The following is a 12106-nucleotide window of genomic DNA, read 5'->3' as shown; positions in this document are numbered from 1 at the left end:
CCCCTATAACACGATAGAATCGGTGTAGATAACTGGGCGCCGGTGAAGCGTTGACTGAGTCCGTTTCCGACGCAATTTCAGCGTGCGGCGGACGGGATCCCCAAGTCAACGGAAACACCCGGCGTCGTCAGTGACGTGCCTGTTGGCAGGAGCCTTTTCCACGGAAGGGGCAACCGCCGGCCTTCAACGAACATAGAGGAGTCGAAAGCGCCTGTGGCTAACGACAATGCAGAGATCCCGGCAGTGGAAGACGTAGCGGAAGCGGTGGAACAAGAGGCTGCGGCAGCGGCGCCGTCGGGGACCGCGACATCGCGCGAATACGGCGCCAGCGACATCACCGTACTTGAAGGCCTGGAAGCTGTCCGGAAACGTCCCGGCATGTACATCGGCTCCACCGGCCCCCGCGGTTTGCACCACCTCGTCTATGAAGTGGTGGACAACTCGGTGGACGAGGCCCTGGCCGGCTACTGCACGCACATCGAAATCGTGCTGCAGGCCGACGGCGGGGTCAAGGTGGTCGACAACGGCCGCGGCATCCCCGTGGACATGCACCCCACCGAGCACAAGCCCACCGTGGAAGTCGTCATGACGATCCTGCACGCCGGCGGCAAGTTCGGCGGCGGCGGATATGCCGTCTCCGGCGGCCTGCACGGCGTCGGCATTTCGGTGGTCAACGCACTCTCCAGCCGGGTCGACACAGAGGTCCGCCGCCAGGGACACGTCTGGCGGATGTCTTTCGCCGACGGCGGCAAGCCGCAAGGCGGCCTGATCCAGGGCGAGGAAACCACCGAGACCGGCACCACCCAGACGTTCTACCCCGATGCCAGCATCTTCGAGAGCACCGACTTCGACTTCGAAACACTGCGGGCCCGCTTCCAGCAGATGGCATTCCTCAACAAGGGCCTGCGCATCACGTTGACGGACGAGCGCCGCGCTCCGGGGGAATCGTCCGAGGACGACGACCTGGACCTGGACACCGTCCCCACCGAAGGTGAGATCGCCGCGGAATTCCACACAGTGGTCTACCAGTACGACGACGGCCTGCTGGACTACGTCAAGCACCTGAACTCCGGCAAGAAGGTTGATGTGGTCCACGAGGACGTCATCGCCTTCGAAACCGAGGACACGGAACGGCACATTGCCCTGGAAATGGCGATGCAGTGGACCAACGCGTACTCCGAAAGTGTCCACACCTACGCCAACACGATCAACACGCACGAGGGCGGCACCCACGAAGAGGGTTTCCGCGCCGCGATGACTTCACTCATCAACCGCTATGCGCGGGAGAAGAACATCATCAAGGAAAAGGAAGACAACCTCACCGGGGACGACATCCGCGAGGGCCTGACGGCAGTCATTTCCGTGAAGCTCTCGGAGCCGCAGTTCGAGGGCCAGACCAAGACCAAGCTCGGCAACTCCGAGGTCAAGGGCTTTGTCCAGCGCGTTGTCACCGACGGCCTGGGCGACTGGCTCGAGCGCAACCCCGGTCCCGCCCGGGACGTCATCCGCAAGGCGATCTCCGCAGCCCAGGCGCGCATGGCCGCCCGAAAGGCCCGGGACAACGCCCGCCGCAAGAGCCCGCTGGAATCCTTCGGCATGCCCGGCAAGCTGTCCGACTGCTCCTCGAAGAACCCGGAGAGGTGCGAGGTCTACATCGTGGAGGGTGACTCGGCCGGCGGTTCCGCCAAGCGCGGCCGCAACCCGGAGACCCAGGCCATCCTGCCGCTGCGCGGCAAGATCCTGAACGTCGAGCGTGCCCGGCTGGACAAGGCGCTCGGCAATGCCGAGGTCCAGTCCATGATCACCGCCTTCGGCACCGGCATTGGCGAGGACTTCGACATCGCCAAGCTGCGCTACCACAAGATCGTGCTCATGGCCGATGCCGACGTCGACGGCCAGCACATCACGACGCTGCTGATGACGCTGCTGTTCCGCTACATGCGCCCGCTGATCGAAAACGGCTACGTCTACCTCGCACAGCCGCCGCTGTACCGGATCAAGTGGTCCAATGCCCCGCACGACTACGTCTACAGCGACCGGGAACGCGACGCGAAGCTGGTCTCGGGCCAGGCCGCCGGCCGCCGCATCCCCAAGGACAACGGCATCCAACGCTACAAGGGCCTTGGTGAAATGGACTACACGGAACTGTGGGACACCACTATGGACCCGGACCACCGGACGCTGCTGCAGGTGACGATGGACGATGCCCTGGCGGCGGACCAGATCTTCTCGGTCCTGATGGGCGAGGACGTTGAATCGCGCCGAAACTTCATTCAGCAGAACGCCAAGGACGTTCGGTTCCTGGACATCTAGAGGGCAGCCAAGCCCCGAATATGCCCGGACTGATATATACCTGAAACGGAAAATATAGACTATGAGTGACGAAACACCAGAGGTGCCGGCCGGCTCCGAGCCCGTCCTTGAAGGCGCCATCCTCGATGGCGACGTACTGACCGACCGCGTCGAGCAGGTGGACCTGCAGACCGAAATGCAACGCTCCTACCTCGACTACGCCATGGCCGTGATCGTGGGCCGTGCCCTGCCGGATGTCCGCGACGGCCTCAAGCCCGTCCACCGCCGCGTGCTCTACGCGATGTTCGACGGCGGCTACCGCCCGGAACGCTCCTTCAACAAGTGTGCCCGCGTGGTGGGCGAAGTCATGGGCCAGTACCACCCGCACGGCGACACCGCTATCTACGACGCCCTGGTCCGCCTGATCCAGGACTGGACCATGCGCTACCCGCTGGCGCTGGGCCAGGGCAACTTCGGCTCGCCCGGCAACGACGGCGCCGCGGCTCCGCGGTATACCGAAACCAAGATGGCGCCGCTGGCCATGGAAATGGTCCGGGACATCGACGAGGAAACCGTCGACTTCCAGGACAACTACGACGGCAAGAACCAGGAACCGACCATCCTGCCGGCGCGGTTCCCGAACCTCCTGGTGAACGGGTCCTCCGGCATCGCCGTCGGCATGGCCACCAACATCCCGCCTCACAACCTCCGCGAGGTCGCTGACGGTGTGCAGTGGTACTTGGCCAACCCGACCGCCAGCCGCGAAGAGCTGCTCGAAGAGCTGATCCAGCGCGTCAAGGGACCGGACTTCCCGACCGGCGCCACGATTCTGGGCCACAAGGGCATCGAGGACGCCTACCGCACGGGCCGTGGCTCCATCACGATGCGCGCCGTGGTCAACGTCGAGGAACTCCAGGGCCGCACGTGCCTGGTGGTCACCGAGCTGCCTTACCAGGCCAACCCGGACAACCTGGCCATCAAGATCGCCGAACTCGTCAAGGACGGCAAGATCTCCGGCATCGCCGACCTCCGCGACGAGACCTCGGGCCGCACCGGCCAGCGACTGGTGATCGTGCTCAAGCGCGACGCCGTGGCCAAGGTGGTGCTGAACAACCTCTACAAGCACACCCAGCTGCAGGACAACTTCGCCGCCAACATGCTCGCGATCGTCGACGGGGTGCCGCGCACGCTCAGCCTCGATGCCTTCATCCGGCACTGGGTCACGCACCAGATGGACGTCATTGCCCGCCGCACCCGGTACCGGCTGCGGAAGGCGGAGGAGGAAGCGCACATCCTGCGGGCCCTTCTCAAGGCGCTGGATGCGCTCGATGAGGTCATTGCCCTGATCCGTGCGTCCACCACCACCGAAGCGGCCCGCGACGGGCTGATGGAGCTGCTGGACATCGACGACGTGCAGGCCCGGGCCATCCTGGACATGCAGCTGCGCCGGCTCGCTGCACTGGAACGCCAGAAGATCCAGGACAAGCACGCCGAACTTGAGGCCCTGATCGTCGAATACAACTCGATCCTGGCCTCGGAGGAGCGCCAGCGCGAGATCATCAGCACCGAACTCTCAGAGATCGTGGCCAAGCACGGCGATGACCGCCGCACCAAGGTCCTGCTGGGCTACGACGGCGACATGTCCATCGAGGATCTGATCCCCGAGGAGGAAATGGTCGTCACCATTACCCGGGGCGGCTACGTCAAGCGCACCCGCAGCGACAACTACCGCTCGCAGCAGCGCGGCGGCAAGGGCATCAAGGGCGCGCAGCTGCGCGGCGACGACGTCGTCGAACACTTCTTCGTCACCACCACCCACCACTGGCTGCTTTTCTTCACCAACCTGGGCCGGGTCTACCGCGCCAAGGCGTACGAGCTCGTGGAAGCCGGCCGCGACGCCAAGGGCCAGCACGTGGCAAACCTGATGGCGTTCCAGCCGGACGAGCACATCGCCCAGGTGCTGGACCTGCGCGACTACCAGCACGCCCCTTACCTGGTGCTCGCCACCAAACGCGGCCTCGTCAAAAAGACCCGTCTGGAGGACTACGACACCAACCGGTCCGCCGGCGTCATCGCCATCAACCTGCGCGACGGCGATGAGCTTGTCTCGGCCCAGCTGGTGTCCGAGACCGATGACCTCATGCTGGTCTCCCGCAAGGGCCAGTCCGTCCGCTTCACCGCGACGGACGATGCGCTGCGCCCGATGGGCCGTGCCACCTCGGGCGTGACCGGCATGAAGTTCCGCGAGGACGACGAACTGCTGGCGGCCGACGTCGTGCAGGACGGTTCGTTTGTCTTCATTGTCACCGAAGGCGGCTTCGCCAAGCGGACCGCAGTGGAGGAATACCGCCTCCAGGGCCGCGGCGGCCTTGGCATCAAGGTGGGCAAGTACCAGGAAGAACGTGGCCACCTCGTCGGGGCCCTCATTGTCAACGAGGAAGACGAAGTCCTGGTGGTCATGGAAGGCGGCAAGGTGGTCCGCTCGTCGGTCAGCGGCGTGCCGGCCAAGGGCCGCGACACCATGGGCGTGATCTTTGCCAAGCCGGACAAGAACGACCGCATTATCGCCGTCGCGCGCAACAGCGAACGCGGGCTCGAAGTCGAGGAACCGGCCGAAGGTCAAGATGCCGGTGAAGACACCGGTGAAAATGCCGGAGACGTGGCCGAAAATCGGGCATCCACGCCCGATGACGTAACGTTGGCTGAAGATGGCGGACTGCATGAGGAGTCCGCAGCGGCAGAATCAGTACCGGCCCCGGAGTCAGATGAGTCATCAGGCAATGCCGAGCTGGACGAAGACAATACCGGAGGTAACGAGTGAGTAATTCCGACTCATATCCCAAGCCGAGCAGCGGCGTGCCGAGCGGAGTGCGGCAGCCCGCCGCCGCACCACGCGTAGGCGCCCCCTCGCGTCCGCAGCAGCGCCCCGGGGTGTCCGGCGCAGCCACGGGAACGGGCCAGCGGCCCGCCGCACCCGGCCAGCGCCCCACGGTCCCCGGACAGCGCCCCGCCGTCCCGGGTCAGCGCCCCGCCCAGTCCGGCGGGCAAGGCACTGCCGGGCTGATCAAGCCCGCTCCCAAGGCCAAGGTGCGCCGTGCCAGGCTGCTGGTCAGCAAGGTTGACCCCTGGTCCGTGCTGAAAATGGCCTTCCTGCTCTCCGTGGCGCTGGGAATCGTCACCGTCGTGGCGGCGATCGTGCTCTGGACCGTCCTGGACCTAACCGGGATCTTTGACCAGGTGGACAGCCTGCTCGGGACCCTCGCCGGCTCCGAAGGCGGCGGCTTCGAGTTGAAGAAGGTGGCATCCTTGGGTCAGGTGGCCTCATTTGCCACCATCATCGCCGTAATCAATGTGGTGCTGCTGACGGCGCTGTCGATGCTTTCGGCGGTGCTCTACAACATTGCCGCGACGCTCGTCGGCGGCATCGGCGTGACCCTCACGGACGACTAATGCCCTTACTTTTCCGCGGATTCCCGCGGAAAAAGGCCTCGATTTGAGATCGGGCCGGGATGTGCTGTACAGTCATATCTCGGCCCGATGAGGCATCGGGGCGTATAGCTCAGGCGGTTAGAGCGCTTCGCTGATAACGAAGAGGTCCCAGGTTCAAGTCCTGGTACGCCCACGGAACCTGTACTGGTTCTGGCAGAGGTTAGTGAAGGTTCGTCCATGACAGAACCGGAACGGGGTGCATGTGAAGAAGTTGCTGGTTATCGCAGCCACGGTCGCAGGCGTCCTCCTCTACAGGAAAGTGCAGGAATCCGAAGCCCGGAAAGTGATCTGGAGCAATTCAACCGATACGGTTGACTAGCCCGGAACCCGGGGATGGAAGCTGGAAATCAGCTCTCCGGACCTAGGGTATGATTGTCGGGTTGCTTCTTATGGGGGCATGGCGCAATTGGTAGCGCACCTGCTTTGCAAGCAGGGGGTTCGGGGTTCGAGTCCCCGTGCCTCCACCATAGGAAAAGCCCCGGACAGCGGAAACGCTGTCCGGGGCTTTTTTCATGCCTTCCCCACTCACTCCTTCGGCTTGGCGTAGTCCGCCATCCCTTGCCAGTCGATATACACGTAGGGCTCGTCGCCGAGCACCCAGGCGTCGTGGCCCGGCGGAATCACACCGAAGTCGCCGGGCCCGAATTCGAGTTCTTCGCCGTCGTCCATGACGACTTTGATGCGGCCGGAAATCGTGTAGCCGGTATGGCTGGCCATGCAGCTGTCAGTTTTGGCGATCGGCTTGACGTGGTCTGACCACTTCCAGCCCGGAAGGAAGGTGGCCCGTCCAACCGGGCCGGCCTCGAGGTTGACGAGCTCCACCTGACCCATGCCCTCGGCAACGGGGCGCGTCTCTTCGGGATTGTCCAGGCTCTTGCGGATCATTGACGCCATGATGGTCTCCTTCTTCGATGATGGCGAGACCGGAACGTGAGACCGCGCCTTAAGGTTGGCACCGCGGTATGCACCCGTCAAGGAGCAGCGGCCGTAAGGGCCCCTGCTGTCCGTCCCATTAGTGTTGGAGCGTGAACTTCTTACTTGCGGCCGTAGGTGTGCTGGGTGTGGCCTCGTCGGGGCCCCTTATTGCCGCCACGCTGGGCGCCACGTCGGTCAGTGCCCTCGCCATCGCTTTCTGGCGCAACGCCATTGGAGCAGTCGTGATGGCCGGTCCGGTTGTGGTCCGCAACCCCCGTCAGTTCGGAAAGGTGACCGGAGCCGAGTTCCGCTGGTCGCTCGCCGCTGCCGTCGCCCTGGCCCTGCACTTCGCGTGTTTCATTACCTCCCTGCAGCTGACGTCGGTCGCGGCGGCGACTGCGCTGGTGTGCCTTCAGTCAGGCTGGATCGCGATCTTCCAGCTCTTCCGGGGAGTCCGGCTCCGCTGGCCGGTCCTGGTAGGGCTGGGGCTCGCCTTCGGCGGTGTGGTGACAATCACCGGTTTTGACATGGGCTCCTCGCCCGAGGCGCTTGTGGGCGATCTCCTGGCCGTCGCCGGCGGCGCCCTGGCGGGCATCTACACGCTCGCCGGAGGCAAGGCGCGGCAGAGCATGGGCACCGGCGTCTATACGACCCTGTGCTACGGCATGTGCGCCGCGATTGTGGCGGGGATGGCGCTGTTGGCCGGACAGCCGCTGGCAGGGTTCGAAGCCACCGGCTGGCTGGGGATCCTCGCCATTACCGTGTGCGCACAGCTGGTGGGGCACACCGCGTTCAACTATCTGCTGGCGACCATGAGCCCGCTGCTGGTGTCCATGATCATCCTGCTGGAAATCCCCGGAGCGGCGCTCCTGGCCGCAGCCTTCCTGGACGAGACGCTGCCGGCCGGGACCTACGTGGGGCTGGCGATGATCCTGGTGGGGCTCGCCGTCGTGGTCCTGGGGCAGCGAGGCTCACGCTCCGCCCGGAGAACGGGCGAGGGAGCCGGTGAAGAGCGGCTGGCGGAGCTCGGCACCGACTAGGCCGCTCCCGGCGGCCGCATCTCCCGGCGGCCGCGTGGCCGCCGCCATTGGCCGCTATTGGCCGCCGCGGCGGGCCGGCTGGGCAACGTTGACCGTGTGGATGGCACGGAGCAATTTCGCCGGGAAGTAGACCGAGAAGAAGACCACCATGGGCGCCTTCAGTGCCATCTTCTTGACGTTGTGGGCCTTGTAGGTGCGGTCAAAGCGCGTCACGTAGTAGCGGTAATCCCGCGGCGAGTCCTCCAGCCGCCGGGCCGACATGCCCGAGATCATCTGCGGCCAGTACTGGATCCGGAGCTCGTGGTCGGCCAGGTGCAGCGACAGATCAATGTCCTCGTGCATCTCGTCCCGCTCGTCGCGGCAGGCTTCTGTGCGGATGGTCTCCCAGGCCGAGCGGCGCAGTGCCATGTTGGACCCGAAGAGGAAATGATACTGGTGCTTGGCAAGCCTGAGCATCAGTTGGCGCATCTTGTCGTCGGCCTTGAGCCCGAACCGGCGCATGGGCATGTCGTAATAGACCACCGGACCCGTCGCAGCGTGCACAGACTCGTCGGCGAAGGCTTTCTGCACCTGCTCCACCCAGTCCGGTTCCAGCACGGAATCGGCGTCGATCCGGCCGAGGATATCGCCCGTGGCATGGTCCAGACCGAAGTTGCGTGTGGGAATGAGCCCCTGGTCGCGGTCCTGGCTGAGCAGGATGATCGGGCTCTCCGGATACTCCAGTTGCATCTGCCGCACGATTTCCGCCGTGCGGTCCGTGGACAGGTTGTCCACCACAATGATTTCGTGGGCGGGCACCGACTGGTAGACCGCGGCGATCAGACACTGCCGGATGACGCTTTCCTCGTTGTACGCCGGGATGACGATAGACACAGCCGGCGGTGGAGCAAGGAGCAAGGCATCCTGGGGTGATCTATGGGGTGACATCACCACAAATTTAGCATCAAGCCTGGCGTTTGAAGCCGGACCGTGACGTGCCTGCGGAGCCCGCGTCAAACAAAAGGAGGGATCCCGCACTGTGGCGGAATCCCTCCTTGGGAAAGTGCAGGACACCTGCCGGCAGCCGGACTGCCCGGCGCAGGGTCTCGACTCAGCCGGCCTGTGCCGGCCAGGTTCTACTTGCCGGGCTTGTCTGTGCCGTTGTTCAGGCTGGCCGCGATGTTGCGTACGGCCGTTTTGGCGTCGGTGGCAACCTTGTCGGCGGCGTCAGCGGCGTTGCCGGCGGCGTCCTTGGCCGTTTCCGTGGCTTTGTCCGCCGCGGTGGTTGCGGAATCGGAAGCCTCCTTGGATGCCTCAGCCGCGGAGTCCGCTGCCGCTACAGTCGCGGAACCGGCCTTGTCGGCGGCGTCCTTCAGCGATTCGCCGGCCGGGGCGGCCGTGGGGGCGGGCTTTACCGGCGTCGGTACCTTCCAAGGGTCCTCCACCGGCCTGGACGCCCGCCAGGCGGCGACACCGGCTGCAACGGCGGCAGCGATGATGCCGAAGATCAGCAGGCCGCGGTGCTTGGGCTTCTGCTGCTTGGCGAGCTTGGCATTAGCCGTCTTGGTGACCTCGGTGGCGGCCGCTTTGATGTTCTTGCTGGCGTTCTTGCCTGCCTTCTTGGCGTGTCCCTTGACGGCCTGGGCCTGCGTCTGAACGCCGGTGACAACACCGGAATCAACAAGCTTCTGTGCGACGGCGTCCACGTGGGCCGGGGCGTTTTCCAACGTGCGGTGGACGACCACGGAAGCCTGCCCGATCTGGTCGGAAAGCCTGGGCAGGTACTCGACAACAACCCGGTCGCGTGCATTGGCGATGACCGGGGCTGCCTTGTCCACAGCTTCGTGCAGGCGCGGGGTCGCGCTGTCCGCGGCATCGTGGATCCTCGGCGCCAGCTGGGCCAGGCCATCCTGAAGGCGGGGAGTGACAGTGGCAACGCCGCCGGCCAGATTGTGGGCCGCCGACTTGAGGCCCTCCTGGATCTTGGGAGAGGCGGTGTCCAGTCCGTGCTGCAGGCGGGGAACAGCCCAGTTCACGGCAGCCTCAACCCGCGGGGCCGCCCAATCCTTGGCGCTGTCTACTCCGGTGCTTACTGACTGCTCCAGGTCACGGGCAATACGATCCGTTTTCTTCACAACTACCTCCCGATTAATGTGACGGTTCTGCAGTTAGCCTACGTGTCTATGAACGCACCGGCTATTCTTCAGGCCGATTTCCAGTGGATTTCACCCAGCGCGGAACTGACTGTGCGGCCCTATGCGGGCGGAGCCGTCATGGAAGAATGGGCCCTATGACTGCCAACGCAACCGCAAAAGCCACTATCCACACGAGCCTCGGCGACATCGTCGTCAACCTCTTTGGCAACCACGCGCCGAAGACCGTCGACAACTTCGTCGGGCTGGCCACCGGTGAGAAGGCCTGGACCCACCCGGAAACGGGCGAGGACAAGACCGGCACGCCGCTCTACAACGGCACCATCTTCCACCGCATCATCAAGGACTTCATGATCCAGGCCGGCGATCCCCTGGGCCGCGGCACCGGTGGACCGGGCTACAAATTCGACGATGAGATCCACCCGGAACTGACTTTCAACGAGCCGTACAAGCTGGCCATGGCCAACGCCGGCGTCCAGATGGGCCGCGGCACCAACGGTTCGCAGTTCTTCATCACCACCATCCCCACCGGCTGGCTGCAGGGCAAGCACAGCATCTTCGGTGAGGTCGCCGATGACGAATCCAAGAAGGTCGTCGACGCGATCGAAGGCGTCCGCACCGGCATGGGCGACCGCCCCGTCGAGGATGTCACCATCAACAGCATTGACATCGAAAAGCTCTAACCCACCACCATGAGCTACGGAATTCCGGCGGCAGAGCCGTCCGCAGAGGTCCCGGTATGCCCCAGACACCCGGACCGGCCCGCCTATGTGCGTTGCCAGCGGTGCGGGCGCCCTGCGTGCCCCGACTGCCAGCGGGCGGCCGCCGTCGGATTCCAATGCGTTGACTGTGTCAACGAAACCAAGCGCACGACGCCGGCCGTCAGGACCGTCTACGGCGGCGCCGTGACCGCCGGCAAACCCGTGGTCACTTACGTGATCATCGCGCTGTGTGCCCTTGTCTATGCGCTGCAGTGGATAGTCCCCAACGACGGGATTTACCAGCAACTGGCCTACGCTCCCGCCCTGACCGGCGTTGAACCGTGGCGGATGCTCACTTCGGCGTTCCTGCACTCGCAGGGATTCCTGCTCCACATCGTCCTGAACATGTACACGCTGTGGATATTCGGCCAGATCCTTGAGCCGCTGCTGGGCCACGCCCGCTTCCTGGCCATCTACCTGCTCTCGGCCGTCGGCGGCTCCGTCGGCTTCCTCCTGCTGACCCCGGTGTATCCGGTGAACGGCCCAGTGGGCCTCGTCGGCGCCTCCGGCGCCATCTTTGGCCTGTTCGGCGCCCTGCTGGTGGTCCAGCGCCAGCGCGGCGGCGAAGTCCGCCAGCTCCTGGTCCTTATTGCAATCAACGGCGTCATCGGCTTCATGGTCCCGCAGATCGCCTGGCAGGCCCATCTCGGCGGCCTCGTCACCGGCGCCCTGAGCGCCGCTGTCATTGCCTACACCCCCCGCGGCCCGCGGCAGACCCTGCTGCAGGCCATCGGCCTCGCCGTGGTCCTGGGCTTGGTTACCGCCGTGTCCGTCGTGCGGATGACCGGCGCCAGCGCTTAGCCCGCTCCTGCCGAAGCCCCGGCCGCAATCGCCCGCAATTCGGCCGCATTCGGCCGTAATTGAACGCATTTAGCGCCCGGCCCCCTTCACTCTTTACCAGTGTTTCTCTCGCTGGGGTTCCTTGGCTGTTCCCTCCATTTTGTGGACCTTTCCCCCTGTACCCCCGGGCCGAGCCCCCGCACCTGAATTCACAGGTGCGGATCCAAGAGTTTTCCACAGCGGTTATCCACATTGTTAATAACTTACAAGCGTGTAGTTCACTGTGACGACCCGGCTCTGGCCGCCCGGGCTGGCGATTATCCAGCTTGCAGGCGATGCTGCCGACCTGATCTCCACACCTGTGGATAACTTCTGTGGGTTGCCCTGTGAGTAAGTGGACAACTTTGCCCGCGCAGGCCCTGTTGCCTGGCGCCGGGCGGCACCAGCCCTGTCCCGGCCCTATGCAGGCCCTGCGCCGCGGGCACTCCAGAGAGTACTCCACAGAACGGTGCCGCGGGCACGCCGGGGACCGGTACCTCAGGACCTCCAGGCGGCGCCGCGTCACCACGCCGCACTCCCAGCGCCGTCGCCCCCCACTGGCCCCGCCCGCGTCGGCGGCAGGTCACGACGGGCCGTGGGACGGCCGCGGTGCGTGTTTCAACAGGGTTATTCACAGTGTTAATAACTTGATGGTCTG

10 protein-coding genes and 2 tRNA genes are annotated in these 12106 nt (G+C 64.9%); 9 read left to right on the top strand and 3 right to left on the bottom strand.

Going from position 1 to position 12106, the window contains the following annotated elements:
• Positions 1-213: 213 nt before the first annotated feature.
• From gyrB to AC1D0A_RS15925, 6 genes are all read left to right on the top strand, one after another.
• Entirely contained in the window at positions 214-2313 is a 2100-nt protein-coding gene (gene gyrB, locus AC1D0A_RS15950) for a DNA topoisomerase (ATP-hydrolyzing) subunit B (protein WP_439954088.1), read from the top strand.
• Positions 2314-2374: 61 nt separating this feature from the next.
• Positions 2375-5113: a DNA gyrase subunit A gene (gyrA, locus tag AC1D0A_RS15945; protein WP_476942781.1), complete on the top strand. Its 2739-nt coding sequence runs from the start codon at positions 2375-2377 to the stop codon at positions 5111-5113.
• Positions 5110-5742, top strand: coding sequence for a DUF3566 domain-containing protein (locus tag AC1D0A_RS15940; protein WP_243178157.1), 633 nt, complete (start codon positions 5110-5112; stop codon positions 5740-5742). Before gyrA ends, AC1D0A_RS15940 begins: the two co-directional genes overlap by 4 nt.
• A gap of 98 nt (positions 5743-5840) precedes the next feature.
• A tRNA-Ile gene (locus AC1D0A_RS15935) sits at positions 5841-5914 on the top strand.
• 63 nt (positions 5915-5977) lie between these two features.
• Positions 5978-6100, top strand: a complete 123-nt coding sequence (locus tag AC1D0A_RS15930) for a DLW-39 family protein (protein ID WP_306292825.1) — start codon at positions 5978-5980, stop codon at positions 6098-6100.
• 72 nt (positions 6101-6172) lie between these two features.
• Positions 6173-6248 (top strand) — tRNA-Ala (locus tag AC1D0A_RS15925).
• Between the two features lie 58 nt (positions 6249-6306).
• On the opposite strand, the gene AC1D0A_RS15920 is transcribed toward AC1D0A_RS15925, so the two are convergent.
• Entirely contained in the window at positions 6307-6675 is a 369-nt protein-coding gene (locus AC1D0A_RS15920; protein ID WP_243178158.1) for a cupin domain-containing protein, read from the bottom strand.
• Positions 6676-6806: 131 nt separating this feature from the next.
• On the opposite strand from AC1D0A_RS15920, the gene AC1D0A_RS15915 reads away from it, so the two are divergent.
• A complete protein-coding gene (locus tag AC1D0A_RS15915) occupies positions 6807-7736 on the top strand; it encodes a DMT family transporter (protein WP_028275347.1) in 930 nt (309 codons plus the stop codon).
• Positions 7737-7790: 54 nt separating this feature from the next.
• On the opposite strand, the gene AC1D0A_RS15910 is transcribed toward AC1D0A_RS15915, so the two are convergent.
• Positions 7791-8663 (bottom strand): glycosyltransferase family 2 protein, encoded by an 873-nt coding sequence (locus AC1D0A_RS15910; RefSeq protein WP_243178159.1) that lies wholly within the window; start codon positions 8661-8663, stop codon positions 7791-7793.
• Between the two features lie 188 nt (positions 8664-8851).
• Positions 8852-9850, bottom strand: a complete 999-nt coding sequence (locus AC1D0A_RS15905; RefSeq protein ID WP_476942780.1) for a hypothetical protein — start codon at positions 9848-9850, stop codon at positions 8852-8854.
• 155 nt (positions 9851-10005) lie between these two features.
• Here AC1D0A_RS15905 and AC1D0A_RS15900 point away from each other — a divergent pair, with 155 nt between their 5' ends.
• Together AC1D0A_RS15900 and AC1D0A_RS15895 are read left to right on the top strand one after the other, a co-directional pair.
• Positions 10006-10551: a peptidylprolyl isomerase gene (locus tag AC1D0A_RS15900; RefSeq protein WP_026538031.1), complete on the top strand. Its 546-nt coding sequence runs from the start codon at positions 10006-10008 to the stop codon at positions 10549-10551.
• Positions 10552-10560: 9 nt separating this feature from the next.
• Entirely contained in the window at positions 10561-11430 is an 870-nt protein-coding gene (locus tag AC1D0A_RS15895; protein WP_476946274.1) for a rhomboid family intramembrane serine protease, read from the top strand.
• Positions 11431-12106: the final 676 nt, after the last annotated feature.

The sequence above is a fragment of the Arthrobacter sp. P1_D4 genome (assembly GCF_056406115.1).
The sequence above is the reverse complement of the archived record's forward strand: the minus strand, read 5'-3'. Positions and strand labels throughout refer to the sequence as shown.

Bases quoted from the DNA above. Each gene is read 5' to 3' on its own strand.
- AC1D0A_RS15895 (WP_476946274.1), top strand. From the start codon at position 10,561: ATGAGCTACGGAATTCCGGCGGCAGAGCCGTCCGCAGAGGTCCCGGTA.
- AC1D0A_RS15910 (WP_243178159.1), bottom strand. From the start codon at position 8,663: ATGTCACCCCATAGATCACCCCAGGATGCCTTGCTCCTTGCTCCACCG.
- AC1D0A_RS15920 (WP_243178158.1), bottom strand. From the start codon at position 6,675: ATGGCGTCAATGATCCGCAAGAGCCTGGACAATCCCGAAGAGACGCGC.
- gyrA (WP_476942781.1), top strand. From the start codon at position 2,375: ATGAGTGACGAAACACCAGAGGTGCCGGCCGGCTCCGAGCCCGTCCTT.
- AC1D0A_RS15900 (WP_026538031.1), top strand. From the start codon at position 10,006: ATGACTGCCAACGCAACCGCAAAAGCCACTATCCACACGAGCCTCGGC.